Consider the following 19,466-nt stretch of genomic DNA (forward strand, 5'->3'; position numbering starts at 1 on the left):
CGGTTCACCGTCGGACGTATGAGGGGTGCGGACGTGGCGAACGGCAGTGATGTACTCCATGGCTTTCCGCATCTCGACACCGTGCAGTCGGCGATCACTGGCCTGTACAGGCGCCTCTCCTGCGACGGGGTACGCGCCTATGACATGAGCATCGCGCCCGCCGATGTGGCCTTCTCCGACCAGGACGACCTCCACCTCGGCGCCCAGCGGGTGGCCCGTGCGCTGGTACGGCATCTGCGGCTGCCCGACGCCCGGATGATCGTCAGTTTCCGCGAGATGCACCACGCCGCCTCCGTCGAACTCGCCGCCGGGCCCGAGTACTTCATCGAGCTCAACGACCGTTTCCGCACCCACCGCAGGGACATCGGCGCCGCCCTCGCCCATGAGATCACCCATGTGCTGCTGCACCGGCTGGACCTGGCCTTCCCCGGCGCCCGGCCCAACGAGATCCTCACCGACACCGTGACCGCCTATCTCGGCGCGGGCTGGCTGCTGCTCGACGCCTACCGCGAGGACAGCCTCACCAGCCAGAAGCTCGGCTACCTCACCCCCGAGGAGTTCGGGTACGTCCTCGCCAAGCGCGCCCTCGTCTTCGGCGAGGACCCCTCGCCCTGGTTCACCAGCCCGCAGGCCTGGCCCGCTTACCTCAAGGGCCGCGACCGGGCCCTGCAGGACAAGCGGCAGCAGCCACTGACCGCCGCCGGACGGTCCGGCCGCCGCACCTACGCCAGGGACCGCCGGTTCGCGCTGGTCGACGAGAACTCCCGGGCGATACCCGGCGCGCCGTACCGCTTCCAGGGCGGCCCGGACGGGCTGCGCGTCACCTTTCCGTGCCCCTGTTGCCACCAGCGCATCGGTGTCCCGGTGCGCGGGCGGGTGCGGGCGCGGTGCGCGCTGTGCCGTGCCGTCCTGGACTGCGACACATGATCAGGTAAAAGGTCGAGACATGAGCGAAGAGCGGACCACCGACCTGTTCGAGGCGGTGCGGGAAGGCGACACCGATGCCGTCGTACGGCTCCTGCGGGCGGGCGTACCGGCCGAGGCCACCGACGAGGACGGACAGACCGCCCTGTACCTGGCGGCGGTGGAGGGCGAAACCGGCATCGTCCGGCTGCTGCTCGCCGCGGGCGCCGACCCCGACCGGGCCGGCGGCGTGGACGCCACGCAACTGCCGCTGTGTGCGGCCGCGTGCTGGGGACACGACGAGACGGTCCGGGCGCTGCTCGCCGCGGGGGCAAGGCCCGACCTGCGCGAGGAGTTCGGGGTCACCGCCCTGACCTGGGCCGTACGTGAGGGGCATGCCGGGGTGATCGACTCCCTGCTGGCACTCGGGGGCGCCGATCCGGATCTGCCCGGCCCCGGCGGTGAGCCGCCGCTGGTGCTGGCCGCCCGGCGCGGCTCCCCCAGTTGTGTGAGGACCATGCTGGACAACGGGGCGCGCGGGCTGGAGGAGGCGCTGACGGAGGCCCGGCGGTGGCTCACGCTCGACGTGGAGCAGGAGATGCGCCAAGGGCTCGCGGTCACCCACCCCGGCGGCCCCTACGAGACGGTGGTGCGGCGCGTCGCGGAGGACGGCGGCTGGACCGTCATCGTCGAACTGCTCGACGCGGAAGGCCGGCCCGTCGCCGGCCGCGAGCAGCAGACCGGGCATGCGGCCATCGCCACGCTGCTGGAGGACAGGCTGCACATGCACACCCCCTTCGCCGAACTCGCCGAGCGGGCGATGCGGCACGCGGACCCCACCGACGACGACTGGACCGAGGTCGTGAGCGTCCTGGAGCGCCGCGGCGACGAGGACACCTTCCGGGCCGCGGCGGCGTGGTTCAACAGCGGTGACGAGCTGCGGCAGATCTTCGCGGCGGATGTACTGGCGCAGCTGGGCTTCGGCATTGACAGCAAGCCCTTCGCGGCCCGGTCGCTGCCGCTGCTGCGGGAGCTGGCCCGGGAGGCCCGCGACCCGGAGCTGATCCAGTCCGCGGTGCTGGCCCTCGGGCACCACGGTGACCCGGTCGCGCTGCCGGAGATCCTGCGGCACGCGGGCCATCCGGACCCCGAGGTGCGGTATCGGGTGACGCTCGCCCTGCACGGGCTGGTCCCGGGCGACCACGCCGAGGGCATCGCCGCGCTGATCGCGCTCAGCAAGGACACGGACGACCGGGTGAGGGACTGGGCCACACTGTGCCTGGCGGCGGTCGAGGCCGACACCCCGGAGATCCGCAAGGCGCTGGCGGCCCGGCTCGACGACGAGGACGTGGACACCGAGGCGGAGGCGGCACGAGGGCTGGCGATGCGTCAGGATCCGCGTGCCGTCGATGCGCTGGTCCGGATTCTCGTGGAGGAGGATCCGGACGGCTATGCGCACTCCACGGCCGTGCAGGCCCTGGAGTACATGGAGGACGAGCGGCTCAGGCGGCGCTTGGAGTCGGTGACACCGCGGAGGCGCTGAGCGCGAGAGTGCTACCAGGCGCGCCGTCCCGCCGCCGGCACCAGTCGGCCGAACTTCACCGCGAGGGAGTCCGCGCTGCCTCGCCCGCCGCCGTCGGGGGCCGGCAGGTCCCCTTGTCCGCGGTGGGGCCGGGGCGCCGGCCCTCCATGACCGTGATCCGGCCGGCCTCCGCCTCGAAGACGCGGCCGCTCACGCCCGCGCGCGTCGGCGTCCGCCTCCCGGACCTGCTGGTGGACTGACGCCTCAGCCGGCAGGGCGGCCGCGTCGGCCACGGCTGCGACCGCCCGGCCTCCGCGCGGGCCCGGACTTCGGCTTCGCCGGCGCCGCCGGCTGCGGGACCTCGATGGTGACGGCCACCCCGGACGGCTCACGTGCGCCGGTGATCCGGACGAGTTCCTCGTCGCTGGACCTGATCCGCGTGGTCTGCGGCGTGATCTGCGCGTCGGCCATGAGCCGGGAGATCTCCCGCTTCTCGTCCGGCAGCACCAGGGTCACCACACTCCCGGACTCGCCGGCCCGGGCGGTGCGGCCGCCCCGGTGCAGATAGTCCTTGTGGTCGGCGGGCGGGTCGACGTTCACGACCAGGTCCAGGTCGTCGACGTGAATGCCACGGGCCGCGACATTGGTCGCCACCAGGGCGGTGACACGGCCCGTCTTGAACTGGTCGAGCGTGCGGTTGCGCTGCGGCTGCGTACGGCCGCCGTGCAGTGCCGCCGCCCGTACACCGTTCGCCAGCAGCCGCTTGGTGAACCGGTCCACCGACCTCTTGGTGTCCAGGAAGAGGATCACCCGGCCGTCGCGCGCCGCGATGCGCATGGCGACGGCCTTCTTGTCGGTCTCGTCCGCCACGTACAGGACGTGATGCTCCATCGTGGTCACCGCGCCCGCGGAGGGGTCGACGGAGTGGACCACGGGATCGGTCAGGAACTGCCGCACGAGCCGGTCCACATTACGGTCCAGCGTGGCCGAGAAGAGCATGGTCTGCCCCTCCGGCTCCACCTGCTGGAGCAGGGCCGTGACCTGCGGCAGGAAGCCCATGTCGGCCATCTGGTCGGCCTCGTCCAGCACGGTGGTCCGTACGTGGCCGAGTACGCAGTCGCCCCGGTCGATGAGGTCCTTCAGCCGACCGGGCGTCGCCACGAGCACCTCGGTGCCGCGCCTGAGCACGGCCGCCTGCTTGGTGATCGACAGGCCGCCGACGACCGTGGCCAGCCGCAGGTTCAACGCCGTCGCGTACGGAGTGAGGGCATCGGTGACCTGCTGCGCGAGCTCCCGCGTGGGCACCAGGACGAGCGCGAGCGGCGCCCGCTCCTCGGCCCGCCGGCCGGCGGTACGGGCCAGCAGCGCCAGGCCGAAGGCGAGGGTCTTGCCCGAGCCGGTGCGCCCGCGGCCGAGGACGTCCCGCCCGGCGAGGGAGTTCGGCAGCGTGGCGGCCTGGATCGGGAAGGGCTCGGTCACGCCCTGGGCCGCAAGAGTCTTCAACAGCGCGGCCGGCATGTCCAGGTCGGCGAATGCCTCGACGGCGGGCAGCGCCGGGGTGGTGCTCTCCGGCAGCGCGAAATCGACCTGCGCCGTGGGCTCGGCCCTGCGCTTCGGCGATTTTGCGGAATTCCGGGCCGATGCCTTGGCCGGCCCCTCGGCGCGGGCCCGCGAGGGGCGCTTTCGGGCAGGGCGGGCCGGGCGTTCTGAGCGTGTCATTCGGAAATGCCTTCCTGGGAACAGCGCAAGCCGGGACCCGCGCCTTCACGGCGCGGGTCCCGGCTGCGGAGTATGCGTCCGCGATCAGGCGGGGAGGATGTTCTCCGCCTGCGGGCCCTTCTGGCCCTGCGTGACGTCGAAGGAGACCCGCTGGCCCTCCTGCAGCTCACGGAAGCCCTGGGTGGCGATGTTCGAGTAGTGGGCGAAGACGTCGGGGCCGCCGCCGTCCTGCTCGATGAAGCCGAAGCCCTTTTCCGAGTTGAACCACTTCACGGTTCCATTGGCCATGACATTCTCCTTAATGAAGGGGCGGTGCCAGAAATCCGCGGATTACGGATCTCCTGTCGCGCAATGAGCCCCATCCGGAAATGCCGGAAAACGATAATGCGCCCGAGGAACATTCCAGTCGGGCGCACATAAAGTCATGGGTACCACAAATGCAACGTCGTCGACCGTAGCACAGGTGCGCGCCACGGCCGTAATACCGTGACGCACACGACAGTGCGGCACCCGAAGGCACGGACGAATGAATCGATCAACCAGCCGCCGGCTACAGCCGCTCGATGATCGTCACGTTCGCCTGGCCCCCGCCCTCGCACATCGCCTGGAGGCCGAACCGTCCGCCCCTGCGCTCGAGTTCGTGCAGCAGTGTCGTCATCGGCTTCACCCCGGTCGCGCCCAGAGGGTGCCCCAGCGCGATCACGCCGCCGTTGACATTGACCTTCTCCGGGTCCGCGCCGGTCTCCTCCAGCCAGGCCGGTACCACCGGCGCGAAGGCCTCGTTGATCTCGACCAGGTCGATGCCGGAGAGCGCGACCAGGGCCCTCAAGGCATGCGCCCCGAGGTCGGCGGGGTGAACGGCCACGAGGCCGCCCTTGCGCCGTCCGACGGGAGTGCGTACCGCTTCGACGATGCAGGCCTCGGCCATGACTGCTGCTCCTTCGCACAGGACGGGGATTACGTTCGTGCGGCGATGCCGTCCAGCACCATCGAGAGGTACTGGCGGGCGATCTCCTCGGGGCTGTGCTGTCCGCCCGGCCGGTACCACGAAGCGGCGACCCACACGGTGTCACGCACGAAGCGGTAGGTGAGCCGGATGTCCAGGTCGGCGCGGAAGACCCGGGCGGCGATGCCGCGCTCCAGCGTTCCCAGCCAGGCCTGCTCGAACTTCTGCTGCGAGTCGGCCAGGTAGTGGAAGCGGGGCTGCGCGGCCAGGTGCCTGGACTCCTTCTGGTAGATGGCGACGGCGGCGCGGTGCCGGTCGATCTCCCGGAAGGACTCGGTGACGAGCGCCTCGATGGTCTCCCGCGGCCCGAGCCCGGCGCCGAGCACGGCGTCGTACCTGGCCCAGAGCTCGCCGAGGAAGCTGGAGAGGATCTCGTCGAGCATCGACTCCTTGGAGTCGAAGTGGTAATAGAGGCTGCCCGCGAGCATGCCGGCCTCGTCCGCGATACGGCGGACGGTGGTGGCGTTGTAGCCGTGTGCGGCGAACACCTCGGCAGCGGTGTCGAGGAGTTCGCGGCGGCGCTCGGGCGCAGCGGTCACCTGGGTCTTCTTCTTGCTGCTGCTTTTCGTCGGCACACGGTCATTCTCCGCCCAGGCGTGCCGGCTGCTGACGGAGACCGTCTCGCCGGTCAGGTAGTGAGGAGTACGCGCTCGCCAGGAAGACGACGGCATCGGCCACACCTCATCAGCGTGTGGTGGACACTCTGACTCTGTGTGGTCGGCAGCCGCCTCTCCAGCTTTGCGTACGATGAGGCGGAGGACGCGGAGGCGCTCGGTGCGGCCGTCGAGGCGGTCCTGGTCACCGACGCCCTCGACCTCGCGCGGCACGGCCGGCAGGGTATGCATCCCGCGACTGCGACCGGCCGCAGCACGCGTCAGTACGGCTCGATCGGCGGATGAAGCTCAGTCATGTTCCGGTCTCCTCGGGTCCACTGGTCTCCTTGGGCCCGCATGACCCAAGTCCGACAGGCATGAACCTAGGACCTCTAGGCTCACACCTGATATGCGTTGCTCCTCATTCATGGGCGCTGTTAGCGTCCACCACCATGAAGTCGATCGACGAGCAGGACATCCGCGCATCGTTCATCAACTGCTCCAAGGGCGAGGCCAAGCGTCTGACGGTGCCACGGGATCTGGCGGAGACGCCCTGGGACGACCTGGATTTCCTGGGGTGGCGCGACCCCGGCGCGCCGGACCGCAGCTACATCGTCACCGAAGGCGACAACGGCCGGCTCATCGGCGTGGCGCTCCGCTTCCCCTCCAACCAGCGCGGCTATCTGCACCGCAGCATGTGCTCCCTGTGCCTGACCACACATCCCGGCAACGGCGTCTCCCTGATGACCGCCCGCAAAGCGGGCCTGGCCGGTCGGGAGGGCAACTCGGTCGGCGTCTACATCTGCACCGACCTGGCCTGCTCCCTGTACGTACGCGGGAAGAAGACCCCGGCACCCGGAGGCCGCTTCGAGGAGTCCCTCACGGTCGAGGAGCAGATCGAACGCACCAGGACCAAGCTGTCCGCCTTCGTGGACAAGCTCTTCGTATGAGCCGGCAAGGACTTACCGAACCGGTCCCTGCTCATCGATGACGACGGTGGGCGCCGACAAGAAGACATCGGCGTTCACCGGTCCGTAGGCGATGTTGAACGTGTCCAGCCAGTACGACCAGCCCCGCATCCCCGCTGCGCTGCTGAAACGGTAGTTGAGCTGCCAGCGCACCCATTGGCCCGGCACGAGGCACACTGCCGGAGGCCGCCGCGGCCGCGGAGGAATGGCGAACAGAGGCTGCACTCGAGGCAGGACCCGCAGCCGCCCGCCGGCCTCTCTCAGCTGCACGTCGACCCGGCTCGGCTCTTCCCGCCCCACACGCGGGGCGAACGCGTCTCGCTCGTGCATACGGACGACATGTGCGAAGGAGCACGGAAGCTGCGGGACGGTGAAGCCGACCGGGACCGCGTTTCTGCGAGCGGCGGCCTGTCCTCCTCGAGATGCCTTGGTCCAGGACGTCCTGATCCACTGGACGGTGACCTCCACAGCGCCTGCCTCTGCCGACCGATGCCTCAGGACCTGGCCACCCTCTCGGCAATACCGCGCTCGACGCAGAACTCGTTGCCCTCAGGGGCCGCCATCACCGCCCAGCCGGTGCCGTCCGGCTTCCGCCGATCGGCCACCAGCGTGGCTCCGAGCGCGAGCAGCCGCTCGACCTCCTCGTCCCGGGTCCGGTCCTGCGGCTGCAGATCCAGGTGCACGCGATTCTTCACGGTCTTCGGATCGGGCACGGTGACGAACAGCAGCGCGACCCCCGGCGCGTGCACCAGCGCCTCCTCGTCCCCCGGCTCGTCGTCGTCGCCCAGCAGAGCGTCGAACACCTTGGCCCGGAAGCTGCCGAGTTCGTACGCGTCGGCGCAGTCGACGGGCACGTGCCGCACCAGAGAAGTCATGATCGCCACTATGTCCGCGGTGCAGCTCGGCCGTCCAGCGAGAATCCCCGGAACGAGGCTTCGACAGCCTCTCGCCCAACGCGCCGGACGACGACCTGCCTGCTGGCCTGTGGCCGGTGCCGACAACCGGTGGCCGGTGCCGGTACCGGCTTCCTTGTGATGCCATGAACCTGTGAACGGACCGACAGATGAGCCGGCGAACAGACAGCCGGGCGAACTCACCTACCCGGACGTGGGCAGCACCCGGAAGAACCACTGCCCTCCTGGGTTCCGGCCCTTGCAGGTACGTGTCCTGCTGGGGCACGGCCCCGAGGTCCAGCGTGCCGCCGGGAACGCCGTGCTGACCTGGCGCATGCACCGGGCCGTCGGTGTCACGATCACCGCCGACGCCCCTGTGGCGGCTCCCGGGGTGCGGGTGGTGGTGGGACTCGCGGCGGGGCCGCTGCGCATCGAGGCCCCCTGCCTGGTGGTGTGGACCGTCACGGAAGAGCGTCGCACCGGATTCGCCTACGGCACGCTGCCCGGGCACCCCGAGTGCGGCGAGGAGTCCTTCGTCGTGGAAACCGCGGCCGACGGTGGCGTCCGGCTGACCGTGACCGCGTTCAGCCGCCCCGCGGCCTGGTGGGCCCGAGCCGCGGGACCGCTGGCCAGAGCGCTCCAGCGGGCGTACGCGCGCCGCTGCGGAAAGGTGCTGCGACGCCTCGCGACGTCGGCAGATTAGCCGCCCGGCCCGCAGGCCGGCCGGGCGGAACACTTCAGGCAGAACCGACGATCCCCGCCGCCCTCGCCGCGGCCAGCCACGCCGGAAACTCGCCGACCAGCCGGTCGTAGAGTTCCGCGTCGGAGACGGCCCACGGATCCGCACCGGCGTGGAAGAAGCCGGCGTTGTCGACCGGCCGCTTCGCCGGGACGGCGAGTTCGTCGAGCTTGCGCAGAAAGTCGAACTGCCTGCTGTGCGGGTCACCGAAGCCGATGAACTGCCAGAACAGAGGAAGCTTCGCCGCCTTGCACAGATAACGCTCCGCGGCGAGCTTGTTGATGGGACCGCCGTCCGTCTGGAAGACAACCAGCGCGGGGGCGGTCGTCCCGCTGTCGAGGTAGTGGTCGATCACCGCGTCCATGGCCAGGTGATAGCTGGTCTTCCCCATGTGGCCGAGGCCGGCCACGATCTCTGCGACTCGCCCCCGGTGGTTCCTCAGGGCGATGTCGGTCTCCGCGTCGATGTCCGTCGAGAAGAAGACGACCGGCACCCGGCCGTCGTCATCGAGATGGGCGGACAGGCCGAGCACCCGGTCGGCGAGGGCCTGGACGCTGCCGTCCTTGTAGTACGCCTTCATCGAGCCGGAGTAGTCGAGGACGAGATAGACCGCGGCGCGCTGCCCGGCCGCGCCGTGCCGCTCCAGGAAGACGCCCGCGCTCTTGTAAAGGGAGACGAGCGCGGGCGCGGTCTCCTCCATCTTGCGGAGGCTGATCGCCGGATGACCTGTGGTCGTGGTGGACATGAGTGCCGAGGTTACGCCACCGATGTCCAACCCAGCACGTCCACAAGCCTGTTCCGGCGCTGGGCCACTACGGCTGCTTGCCGCGCTCCAGTTCCTCGATGTCGGCCGGCATGGCGCCGGCGAGGTCGCGCTCGGACGCGTAGTACCGCTCGGCCCACTTGAGGGTGAGTGTGGGGTACGCCCAGGCCGCCCCGCCCTGCGCACCCTCGGCGTCCGATTGTGCCCGGCGGCGCATCTTCTCGGGCAACTTCCGGTGCTGCCCGAGGACTTCATGCCCGAGGACGTCACGCATCTGCCCGGGCTCCAGCAGATGACCGAGCCACAGTCGCAGTACGGGCCCATGCTTGAGCATTGCGCTGCCGATCGCGCTGCTGGTCCTGAAGACGTCGTCCCTGACGGCCGGCGGCGCGGCCTGACCCGTACGCCCCCGCCCGCGTTCCGTGGCCAACTCACCGGTCCCGCACGCCCGATCCGGATGAGCAACCAGGAGCGCCCACCCGTACGCTGTGCCGAATGAAGCGTTCCTATTGGCCCATTTTCGCGCTCGCTCCCCTGGCGGCAGTCGCCTTCTACTTCGTCAGTCCGGCCACGCAGCCGGACGAGCCGCAGGCCGATGCGAAGAGTCAGAACGCGGCCACGCGGGCGATGGAGGAACTCAAGGAGGCCGAGGACCTGATAGCGGACCTGCCGCCCGGCCTCGCCGCCCCCGACAAGAAGGAGCTGGCGCGGCAGATCGTGGCGACCGCGGAGAACTCCACGCGGAAGTGGAACACGCTGTACGGCCACATCGACGACGGCGGCGACGGGGACGGCTACTGCGGCGGGATCGTCGGTTTCTGCTCGGGCACCCTCGACATGCTGACCCTCGTCGAGTCCTACACGAAGGAGCACCCCGGCAACGGCCTGGCCGGCTACCTTCCCGCGCTGCGCAAGGTCAACGGCTCGGACTCGCACGAGGGGCTGGACCCCGGCTTCACCGCGGCATGGAAGAAGGAGAGCGAGATCCCCGCCTTCCGTGAGGCACAGGACGCGGCGGACAACTCCATGTACTTCAAGCCGGCCGTCGACCTCGCGAAGATGGACGGCCTGGGCACGCTCGGCCAGTTCATCTACTACGACGCGATGGTCCTGCACGGCCCCGGCACCGAGCGGAACAGCTTCTACGAGATCCGCGAGCGCGTGATGGCCAAGGCCGACACCAAGGCGGAGGGCGGCGACGAGACGACGTACCTCAACGCCTTCCTGGACACCTGCCGCCAGGTGATGCAGGAGTCGAAGTCCGACCGCGAGACCAGCCGCATCGACACCGCCCAGCGGGTCTTCCTGCGCGACGGCAATCTGGAGCTGAAGGCGCCCCTGACCTGGCAGATGTACGGAGAAACGTTCCGCTCGGCCTGAAAAGGCCCCAACGCACGCTCCGGGGCGGCAACCACGCCGTCTCGGGCGCATGTAAACCAGGCCGCAGACGTGAGGTCGGTCACACTCCGCCGGTTCGGCGTGGCCGCGATTCCGGAGTGCACGCCTTCTGCCCGATTTGGGCGGCGATCGCGAGGCCTCCCGCCCCCATACCGCTTCGGCGCCGGATGTACGTTCACCTTCGAGGGGGCGACGCGATCGACAGACAGGCGCCCCCTTTGCCCATTTTGAGGCGATTTGAAGGGTTCGAGGGGCCATATGAGATCTCGTCGGATATGGGCTACGGCCGCAGCCGTGGTGGCAGGGCTGTCCGGTGTGCTGGTGTTCCAAGGGGTGACCGGGAGCGGGGACGACGGCGTCACGGCCGACGGAAAGAGCGGGCCGGTCAAGGCCGACACCCGTTCGGCCGAGCTGCAGACGAGTGCGGACGGGCACAGCGCATCACTCGCGCAGCGTGACACCGAGCCGTTCAGCATGCTGGGCGTGACCTGGACCCGGCCTGACGCGCGGATCAAGGGCACGGTCGAGGCCCGCACCCGCAGTGCCGAGTCCGGCACGTGGTCGTCCTGGCTGCGACTCGACGGCGACAGCGGGGAGGGCGAGTCCGGCGCCGAGCGCGGCGGCACCGAGCCCGCGTGGGTCGGCCCCTCGAACGGTGTGCAGGTACGCATCACCTCCGGTGGTACGAGCACCGGCAAACTGCCCGCGGGACTCCGGCTGGACATGGTCGACCCGGGCAAGGGCAAGGTATCGGCCATCGAACCGGCCGCGTTCGCCCTGGCGGACGAAACACCGGATCCGTCCCAGTCCCCGTCGAGCGAGCCGGCTCCCTCCGACCCCGCTACCGGCGAGCCGATCCCGCCGGATCCCGCACCGAGCGAGTCGGCGTCGGGCGAGCCCGCTCCCGCCGAGCCCACGCCGGGCGAGCCGGCCCCGTCGGATCCCGCACCGTCACCCAGCGACGCGTCCCCGGCGCCGACGGATTCCTCGAGCCCGCCCGCCACCCTGCCGCCCGCGCCGCCGTCGACGATGCCGCAGCCGCCGGTCAAGTCCCGCGCGGAGTGGGGCGCCGACGAGTCGATCAGCCCGGAGGATCCCGGATACCTGCCCGGCGGCAAGGTCAAGGCAGTGGTCGTGCACCACACCGCCGAGTCCAACAACTACACCTGCGCCGACGGCCCGGCCGTGGTGCGCGGAATCTACGCGTACCACGTCAAGACGCTGGGCTGGAAGGACGTCGGCTACAACTTCCTCGTCGACAAGTGCGGCGTGGCCTACGAAGGCCGCAAGGGCGGTATCGACCGCCCGGTGATGGGCGCCCACGCGTACGGCTTCAACTCGGAGACCGCCGGTATCTCGGTGCTCGGCACCTACACCGATGTCGCCCCGTCCCAGGCCGCGATGACCACGGTCGCCCGGATCGCCGCGTGGAAGCTCGGCCAGTACGGCGTGGACCCCAACGGCACCACCACCCTGACCGCGGGCGCCGACGGCACCAACTACTTCGGCAAGTCCTGGAAGCAGGGAACTCAGATGAGCTTCCCGACGATCCACGGCCACCGCGACGGCTACAACACCCAATGCCCGGGCAACAGCTTCTACGCACAACTGCCCACCCTGCGCAGCTGGGCGGGCGGCCCGGTTGCCGGGCTCACCGTCAAGTCCGTCAGCGCCGCCAAGTCCGGCACGACGTACTACACCAAGTCGGCGGTCACGGTGAGCTGGTCGGCGACCACGCCGTCCTCGCTCATCAAGCAGTACGAACTGCTCGTCGACGGAAAGCCGGTGGCCACCGTGGCGGGCTCCGCCACCTCGGCCTCCACCAACCTGGCCCTCGGCAGCCACAGCGTGGCCGTCCGCGCCACGCACTACTCGGGCAGGACGTCGACCAGCGCGGCCGGCACCGTGGTCGCGGAGGCCACCGCCCCCAGCTTCACCACCAAGCCGACCCTCTCCCTGCGCGCCGGCACCGTGAACACCACGGCCGTCCCGGTCACCCTGTCCTGGAAGGCCACCGACAACGTGGCCCTGAAGGAAGTACGCCTCACCGCCCCGGCCACCGGCACCTACGCGGCCACGACGACCAGCGCCGGACTGACCGCCAAGTCCGGCGTGGCCACGGCCTGGAACATGACCGCGTACGACATCGCGGGCAACACGGGCACGGCCACCGGCAGCTTCACACCGGTGATCCTCCAGGAGAGCGCCGCCACCAAGTCCGGCACCTGGAGCACCAAGTCGTCCACCAGCTACCTGGGCGGCGCGTCCTACTCCAGCGGAACCAAGAACGCCTCCCTCACGTGGACGTTCACCGGACGCTCGGCGGCCTGGGTGGTCTCCCGGGCCGCCACCTCGGGCCAGGCATACGTCTACGTCGACGGGGTCAAGGTCAGCACGGTCGACCTCAAGTCGACCACCACCAAGTTCCGCGACGCGATCTGGACCAAGACCTGGTCCACCAGTGCGAAGCACACCGTGAAGATCGTCGTCGTCGGCACTTCGGGACGCCCGACGGTCACCACCGACGGACTCGTCTACATCAAGTAGGGCCGAACCGACACCACGGCGCCTGCCCTCCCTGCGGTCCGGTCGGGGACGGGGGAAGGCAGGCGCCGTGTTCCTGCGGGAGGCCCGGAGAGTGCCCCGGGCCGACCGCCCGTACGACGCTGTACGGGACGTGTGAAGGTCGGACCGTCATTGCGGTCGGACCGTCAGTGTGGTCAGACCGTCAGTGCGCGGTCCGTCGGACGAATCGGGGCCGGCAGGGCGCTGGCGCCGGTCAGGTAGCGGTCCACGCCTCGTGCCGCGGAGCGGCCCTCGGCGATGGCCCACACGATCAACGACTGGCCACGGCCCGCGTCACCGGCGACGAACACGCCGTCGACGTTCGTCGCGAAGTCGCCGTCGCGCGCGACGTTGCCGCGCTCGTCGAGCTCCAGGCCGAACTGGGCGACCAGGCCGTTCCGGACGTCCGTGCCGGTGAACCCCATGGCGAGGGTGACCAGCTGGGCGGGGATCCTGCGCTCGGTTCCCGGCTTCCGGTTCAGCTTGCCGTCGACGAACTCGACCTCGGCCAGGTGCAGCCACTGGACGTTGCCGTCCTCGTCGCCCTCGAAGTGGGTGGTGGAGACGGAGTAGACCCGCTCGCCGCCCTCCTCATGGGCCGAGGTGACCTTGTAGAGCATCGGGAAGGTCGGCCAGGGCTGGTTGGCGTTCCGCTCGTCGCCCGGCCGGGGCATGATCTCCAGCTGGGTGACGGACAGCGCGCCCTGGCGGTGGGCCGTACCGACGCAGTCCGCGCCGGTGTCGCCGCCGCCGATGACGACGACGTGCTTGCCCTCCGCGGTGATCGGCGAGGTCACGTAGTCGCCCTCGACCACCTTGTTGGCGAGCGGCAGGTACTCCATCGCCTGGTGGACGCCGTTCAGCTCGCGGCCGGGGACGGGCAGGTCGCGGGCGGTCGTCGCACCGGCGGCGACGACGACGGCGTCGAACCGCTTGCGCAGGTCGGGCGCCGTCAGGTCACGGCCGATCTCGATGCCCGTACGGAACTTCGTACCCTCCGCGCGCATCTGCTCGATACGGCGGTTGATGTGCCGCTTCTCCATCTTGAACTCGGGGATGCCGTAGCGCAGCAGACCGCCGATGCGGTCGGCCCGCTCGTACACGACCACGGTGTGGCCGGCCCGGGTCAGCTGCTGGGCGGCGGCCAGGCCGGCCGGGCCCGAGCCGATGACGGCGACGGTCCTGCCGGACAGGCGCTCCGGGATCCGCGGCGCGACATCGCCGTTGTCCCAGGCCTTGTCGATGATCGAGACCTCGACGTTCTTGATGGTGACGGCGGGCTGGTTGATGCCGAGCACGCACGCCGCCTCGCACGGAGCGGGGCACAGGCGGCCGGTGAACTCCGGGAAGTTGTTGGTGGCGTGGAGACGCTCGCTCGCGGCCTGCCAGTCCTCGCGGTAGGCGTAGTCGTTCCACTCGGGGATCAGGTTCCCCAGGGGACAGCCGTTGTGGCAGAACGGGATGCCGCAGTCCATGCACCGGCCGGCCTGCTTGCCGATGACCGGCAGCAGGGAGCCGGGAACGTAGACCTCGTTCCAGTCCTTGACGCGTTCGGCCGCGGGGCGGGTCTTGGCGACTTCGCGCCCGGTGGTCAGGAAGCCCTTGGGGTCAGCCATGGGTCGCCGCCTCCATCATCTTCTCGGTGATCCCGGACTCGGAGAGTCCGGCCCGCTCGGCGGCTTCCTTGGCGGCGAGCACTGCCTTGTACGTGGTCGGGATGATCTTGCTGAAGCGGTTCACCGCGACGGACCAGTCGGCGAGGAGCTTCTCGGCGACGGTGGAGCCGGTCTCCTCGTGGTGGCGGCGCACCACATCGTGCAGCCACTGCTCGTCGGCATCGGTGAGACCCTCGATGGCCTCCAGGTTACCGACGTTGACGTTGTCGCGGTCGAGGTCGATGACGTACGCCACACCGCCGGACATGCCCGCCGCGAAGTTGCGGCCGGTCTCGCCCAGCACCACCGCCCGGCCGCCGGTCATGTACTCGCAGCCGTGGTCGCCCACGCCCTCCGAGACGACCAGCGCACCGGAGTTGCGGACGCAGAAGCGCTCGCCGGTGCGGCCGCGCAGGAACATCTCGCCGCTGGTGGCGCCGTAGCCGATGGTGTTGCCGGCGATGACGCTGTTCTCGGCGAGGTGGTCGGCGCCCCGGTCCGGGCGGACGACGATCCGGCCGCCGGAGAGGCCCTTGCCGACGTAGTCGTTGGCGTCGCCCTCCAGGCGGAGGGTGATGCCGCGCGGTACGAAGGCGCCGAAGGACTGGCCGGCGGAGCCGGTGAAGGTGAGGTCGATGGTGTTGTCGGGCAGACCGGCGCCACCGAATTTCCTGGTGACCTCGTGGCCGAGCATGGTGCCGACCGTGCGGTTGATGTTGCGGATCGGGAGCTGGGCGCGAACCGGCCGGGCGTCCTCGGCCGTGCGGGCGGCGAGGGCGTCGGCGGCCAGTTCGACGAGCTCGTTGTCGAGGGCCTTGGCGAGGCCGTGGTCCTGCTCGATCAGCTGGTGGCGCACGGCGCCGGCCGGCAGTTCGGGCACATGGAAGAGCGGGGCGAGGTCGAGGCCCTGCGCCTTCCAGTGGCTGACGGCCTTGGTGGTGTCCAGCAGCTCCGCGTGGCCGACGGCTTCCTGGAGCGTACGAAAGCCGAGCTCGGCGAGCAGCTCGCGGACCTCCTCGGCGATGAACTCGAAGAAGTTCACCACGAATTCGGCCTTGCCGGAGAACCGCTCCCGCAGGACCGGGTTCTGGGTGGCGATACCGACCGGGCAGGTGTCCAGGTGGCACACGCGCATCATGACGCAGCCGGAGACGACGAGCGGCGCGGTCGCGAAACCGAACTCCTCGGCGCCGAGCAGCGCGGCGATGATCACGTCACGGCCGGACTTCAGCTGGCCGTCGGTCTGGACGACGATACGGTCGCGCAGACCGTTGAGCAGCAGGGTCTGCTGGGTCTCGGCGAGGCCGAGCTCCCAGGGACCGCCGGCGTGCTTCAGCGACGTCAGCGGGGAGGCGCCGGTGCCGCCGTCGTGGCCCGAGATCAGGACGACGTCCGCGTGGGCCTTGGAGACACCCGCGGCGACCGTGCCGACACCGACCTCCGACACCAGCTTCACATGGATACGTGCCGCCGGGTTGGCGTTCTTGAGGTCGTGGATCAGCTGGGCCAGGTCCTCGATGGAGTAGATGTCGTGGTGCGGCGGCGGGGAGATCAGGCCGACGCCCGGGGTGGAATGCCGGGTCCTGGCGACCCACGGGTAGACCTTGTGGCCGGGCAGCTGGCCGCCCTCGCCGGGCTTGGCGCCCTGGGCCATCTTGATCTGGATGTCGTCGGCGTTGACCAGGTACTCGGACGTGACACCGAAGCGGCCGGAGGCGACCTGCTTGATGGCCGAGCGCCGTGCCGGGTCGTACAGGCGCTCCGGGTCCTCGCCGCCCTCACCGGTGTTGGACTTGCCGCCCAGCTGGTTCATGGCGATGGCGAGGGTCTCGTGCGCCTCCTTGGAGATGGAGCCGTACGACATGGCGCCGGTGGAGAAGCGCTTGACGATCTCGGAGACCGGCTCGACCTCGTCGACGGGGATCGACGGGCGGTCGGACCTGAAGGCGAACAGACCGCGAAGCGTCATCAGCCGCTCGGACTGCTCGTTCACCCGCTCGGTGTACTTCTTGAAGATGTCGTAGCGGCGCGAACGCGTGGAGTGCTGCAGCCGGAAGACCGTCTCCGGGTCGAAGAGGTGCGGCTCGCCCTCACGGCGCCACTGGTACTCGCCGCCGATCTCCAGCGCGCGGTGCGCCGGGGCAATACCGGAGGCCGGGTAGGCCTTGGCGTGACGGGCGGTGACCTCCTCGGCCACGACGTCCAGGTCCGCGCCGCCGATCTTCGTCGCAGTGCCGTCGAAGTACTTCTCGACGAAGGCCTCGTCGAGGCCGACGGCCTCGAAGACCTGCGCGCCGCGGTAGGAGGCGACGGTCGAGATGCCCATCTTCGACATGACCTTCAGGACGCCCTTGCCGAGGGCGTGAATCAGGTTGCGGATGGCCTTCTCCGGCTCGATGCCGTCGATGAACGTACCGGCGCGCAGCAGGTCCTCGACGGACTCCATGGCCAGGTACGGGTTGACGGCCGCGGCTCCGTAGCCGATGAGCAGCGCGACATGGTGCACCTCGCGGACGTCACCGGCCTCGACCAGCAGGCCCACCTGGGTGCGCTGCTTGGTGCGGATGAGGTGGTGGTGCACGGCGGCGGTGAGCAGCAGCGACGGGATCGGAGCGTGCTCGGCGTCGGAGTGCCGGTCGGACAGCACGATCAGACGGGCGCCGCCCTCGATGGCGGCGTCGGCCTCGGCGCAGATCTCCTCGATACGGGCCGCGAGGGCGTGGCCGCCGCCGGAGACCCGGTACAGACCGGAGAGCGTGACGGCCTTCATGCCCGGCATGTCGCCGTCGGCGTTGATGTGGATGAGCTTGGCCAGCTCGTCGTTGTCGATCACCGGGAAGGGCAGGGTGACGCTGCGGCAGGAGGCCGCGGTCGGGTCCAGCAGGTTGCTGCCGGGGCCGAGGGAGGAGTGCAGCGAGGTGACGAGCTCCTCGCGGATGGCGTCCAGCGGCGGGTTGGTGACCTGCGCGAACAGCTGGGTGAAGTAGTCGAAGAGCAGTCGCGGGCGCTCGGACAGGGCGGCGATCGGGGAGTCCGTGCCCATGGAGCCGATGGGCTCGGCGCCGGTGCGGGCCATCGGGGCGAGCAGGACGCGCAGTTCCTCCTCGGTGTAGCCGAAGGTCTGCTGGCGGCGGGTGACCGAGGCGTGGGTGTGCACGATGTGCTCGCGCTCGGGCAGGTCCTCGAGGTGGATGATCCCGGTGTCGAGCCAGTCCTGGTAGGGGTGCTCGGCGGCCAGGGTGGCCTTGATCTCGTCGTCCTCGATGATGCGGTGCTCGGCGGTGTCGACGAGGAACATCCTGCCGGGCTGCAGCCGGCCCTTGCGGACCACCTTGGCGGGGTCGATGTCGAGGACGCCGACCTCGGAGGAGAGCACGACGAGGCCGTCGTCGGTGACCCAGTAGCGGCCGGGGCGCAGGCCGTTGCGGTCCAGCACGGCGCCGACCTGGGTGCCGTCGGTGAAGGTGACACAGGCCGGGCCGTCCCAGGGCTCCATCAGAGTGGAGTGGTACCGGTAGAAGGCGCGCCGGGCCGGGTCCATGGAGTCGTGGTTCTCCCACGCCTCGGGGACCATCATCAGCACCGCGTGCGGGAGCGAACGGCCACCGAGGTGGAGCAGCTCCAGGACCTCGTCGAAGGAGGCGGAGTCGGAGGCGTCCGGGGTGCAGACCGGGAAGATCCGCTCCAGCGTGCCCTCACCACTGTGCTCATGGCCGGCAAAGCCACTGTGCTCATGGTCGGCAGAGCCACTGTGCTCATGGTCGGCAGAGCCACTGTGCTCATGGTCGGCAGAGCCGAACAAGCCTGTCGCGAGCTGCGACTCGCGGGCCCGCATCCAGTTGCGGTTGCCCTTGACCGTGTTGATCTCGCCGTTGTGGGCGACGAAACGGTACGGGTGGGCAAGCGGCCAGCTCGGGAAGGTGTTCGTCGAGAACCGGGAGTGGACCAGTGCCACGGCGGAGGCCAGGCGGCGGTCGGACAGGTCCGGGAAGAAGGGCTCCAGCTGGCCGGTGGTCAGCATGCCCTTGTAGACAATGGTCCGGGCGGAGAGCGAGGGGAAGTACACGCCCGCCTCGCGCTCGGCGCGCTTGCGCAGGACGAAGGCCTTGCGGTCGAGGGCGATGCCGCTGCTCTCGCCTCCCCCGGACCCCGTCCGGGGGGTGCCCCCAGCCACGAACAACTGGCGGAAGCCCGGCATGGTGGCGCGGGCGCCGTTGCCGAGCAGGTCGGGGGCGACCGGGACCTCGCGCCAGCCGAGGACCTGCAGGCCCTCCTCGGCGGCGATGGCCTCGATCCGCGCGATCGCGTCGGCGTTGTCCTGCTCGGGCAGGAAGGCGATGCCGACCGCGTACGAGCCGGCCTCGGGGAGGCCGAAGTCCACGACCTCGCGCAGGAAGGCGTCCGGCACCTGGAGCAGGATTCCCGCGCCGTCGCCGGAATCGGGCTCGGAACCGGTGGCGCCGCGGTGTTCGAGATTGCGCAGTACGGTCAGCGCCTGCTCGACCAGCTGATGGCTTGCGGTGCCGGTGAGGGTGGCCACAAAGCCGACGCCACAGGCGTCGTGCTCGTTGCGAGGGTCGTACATTCCCTGCTTCGCAGGGCGACCGTCCATGGGCGACCAGGCGTCGGAACGCATCGGCTCTCCCGTCGTCGTCGTGGCATGTGGGGGTGCCGAGGGACGACGTTGGCCCTCTGCGAAATTTGTCCGTGCACGTCACATGATGGGGCAATTGCCGGGAACC

Annotated in this window: 16 protein-coding genes and 2 pseudogenes; 7 read left to right on the forward strand and 11 right to left on the reverse strand. The window is 70.1% G+C overall.

What is annotated here, in order from left to right:
* Positions 1-18: 18 nt before the first annotated feature.
* Both ABD858_RS07925 and ABD858_RS07930 read left to right on the forward strand, forming a co-directional pair.
* The gene (locus ABD858_RS07925) at positions 19-927 is read left to right on the forward strand and encodes a hypothetical protein (RefSeq protein ID WP_345035467.1); all 909 of its coding nucleotides are present in this window, start codon (positions 19-21) and stop codon (positions 925-927) included.
* Positions 928-946: 19 nt separating this feature from the next.
* Positions 947-2,446, forward strand: a complete 1,500-nt coding sequence (locus ABD858_RS07930) for an ankyrin repeat domain-containing protein (protein ID WP_345035468.1) — start codon at positions 947-949, stop codon at positions 2,444-2,446.
* Between the two features lie 55 nt (positions 2,447-2,501).
* Here ABD858_RS07930 and ABD858_RS07935 read toward each other — a convergent pair.
* The 5 genes and pseudogenes from ABD858_RS07935 to ABD858_RS07955 all read right to left on the reverse strand — a co-directional run.
* Positions 2,502-2,645 (reverse strand): annotated as a pseudogene (locus ABD858_RS07935) (short-chain dehydrogenase); the annotation flags it as partial.
* A gap of 44 nt (positions 2,646-2,689) precedes the next feature.
* Positions 2,690-4,144: a DEAD/DEAH box helicase gene (locus ABD858_RS07940; protein WP_345035469.1), complete on the reverse strand. Its 1,455-nt coding sequence runs from the start codon at positions 4,142-4,144 to the stop codon at positions 2,690-2,692.
* An 84-nt stretch (positions 4,145-4,228) separates the two neighbouring features.
* A complete protein-coding gene (locus tag ABD858_RS07945; RefSeq protein ID WP_345035471.1) occupies positions 4,229-4,432 on the reverse strand; it encodes a cold-shock protein in 204 nt (67 codons plus the stop codon).
* 262 nt (positions 4,433-4,694) lie between these two features.
* A pseudogene (locus tag ABD858_RS07950) lies at positions 4,695-4,997 on the reverse strand (acetyl-CoA C-acetyltransferase); the annotation flags it as partial.
* Positions 4,998-5,101: 104 nt separating this feature from the next.
* On the reverse strand, positions 5,102-5,725 hold the full coding sequence (locus tag ABD858_RS07955; protein WP_345035472.1) for a TetR/AcrR family transcriptional regulator: 624 nt from the start codon (positions 5,723-5,725) through the stop codon (positions 5,102-5,104).
* A 138-nt stretch (positions 5,726-5,863) separates the two neighbouring features.
* On the opposite strand from ABD858_RS07955, the gene ABD858_RS07960 reads away from it, so the two are divergent.
* Positions 5,864-6,049 carry a hypothetical protein gene (locus tag ABD858_RS07960; RefSeq protein ID WP_345035473.1) on the forward strand — a complete coding sequence of 62 codons (186 nt, stop codon included), beginning with the start codon at positions 5,864-5,866 and terminating at the stop codon, positions 6,047-6,049.
* Positions 6,050-6,195: 146 nt separating this feature from the next.
* Positions 6,196-6,693, forward strand: coding sequence for an FBP domain-containing protein (locus ABD858_RS07965; protein ID WP_345035474.1), 498 nt, complete (start codon positions 6,196-6,198; stop codon positions 6,691-6,693).
* Positions 6,694-6,705: 12 nt separating this feature from the next.
* Here the strand turns inward: ABD858_RS07965 and ABD858_RS07970 are convergent, their stop codons facing one another.
* Together ABD858_RS07970 and ABD858_RS07975 are read right to left on the reverse strand one after the other, a co-directional pair.
* Positions 6,706-7,179: a hypothetical protein gene (locus tag ABD858_RS07970; RefSeq protein ID WP_345035475.1), complete on the reverse strand. Its 474-nt coding sequence runs from the start codon at positions 7,177-7,179 to the stop codon at positions 6,706-6,708.
* Positions 7,180-7,205: 26 nt separating this feature from the next.
* Complete coding sequence (locus ABD858_RS07975; protein WP_345035477.1) at positions 7,206-7,586, reverse strand: VOC family protein; 381 nt, start codon at positions 7,584-7,586, stop codon at positions 7,206-7,208.
* Between the two features lie 172 nt (positions 7,587-7,758).
* Between ABD858_RS07975 and ABD858_RS07980 the strand changes: the two genes are divergently transcribed.
* Entirely contained in the window at positions 7,759-8,307 is a 549-nt protein-coding gene (locus ABD858_RS07980; protein WP_345035478.1) for a DUF1990 domain-containing protein, read from the forward strand.
* A 34-nt stretch (positions 8,308-8,341) separates the two neighbouring features.
* Here the strand turns inward: ABD858_RS07980 and ABD858_RS07985 are convergent, their stop codons facing one another.
* Positions 8,342-9,088, reverse strand: a complete 747-nt coding sequence (locus ABD858_RS07985) for a VWA domain-containing protein (protein WP_345035479.1) — start codon at positions 9,086-9,088, stop codon at positions 8,342-8,344.
* A gap of 67 nt (positions 9,089-9,155) precedes the next feature.
* A complete protein-coding gene (locus ABD858_RS07990) occupies positions 9,156-9,536 on the reverse strand; it encodes a hypothetical protein (protein WP_345035480.1) in 381 nt (126 codons plus the stop codon).
* 65 nt (positions 9,537-9,601) lie between these two features.
* Here ABD858_RS07990 and ABD858_RS07995 point away from each other — a divergent pair, with 65 nt between their 5' ends.
* The gene (locus ABD858_RS07995) at positions 9,602-10,486 is read left to right on the forward strand and encodes a chitosanase (RefSeq protein WP_345035481.1); all 885 of its coding nucleotides are present in this window, start codon (positions 9,602-9,604) and stop codon (positions 10,484-10,486) included.
* Between the two features lie 276 nt (positions 10,487-10,762).
* Positions 10,763-13,051, forward strand: coding sequence for an N-acetylmuramoyl-L-alanine amidase (locus ABD858_RS08000; RefSeq protein WP_345035483.1), 2,289 nt, complete (start codon positions 10,763-10,765; stop codon positions 13,049-13,051).
* Between the two features lie 173 nt (positions 13,052-13,224).
* Here ABD858_RS08000 and ABD858_RS08005 read toward each other — a convergent pair whose 3' ends face one another.
* Positions 13,225-14,685, reverse strand: coding sequence for a glutamate synthase subunit beta (locus ABD858_RS08005; RefSeq protein ID WP_345035484.1), 1,461 nt, complete (start codon positions 14,683-14,685; stop codon positions 13,225-13,227).
* Positions 14,678-19,360: a glutamate synthase large subunit gene (gene gltB / locus ABD858_RS08010; RefSeq protein WP_345035486.1), complete on the reverse strand. Its 4,683-nt coding sequence runs from the start codon at positions 19,358-19,360 to the stop codon at positions 14,678-14,680. The genes ABD858_RS08005 and gltB overlap by 8 nt, the downstream gene beginning before the upstream one ends.
* Positions 19,361-19,466 lie beyond the last annotated feature (106 nt).

Source organism: Streptomyces sannanensis, from assembly GCF_039536205.1.
Lineage (GTDB): Bacteria > Actinomycetota > Actinomycetes > Streptomycetales > Streptomycetaceae > Streptomyces > Streptomyces sannanensis.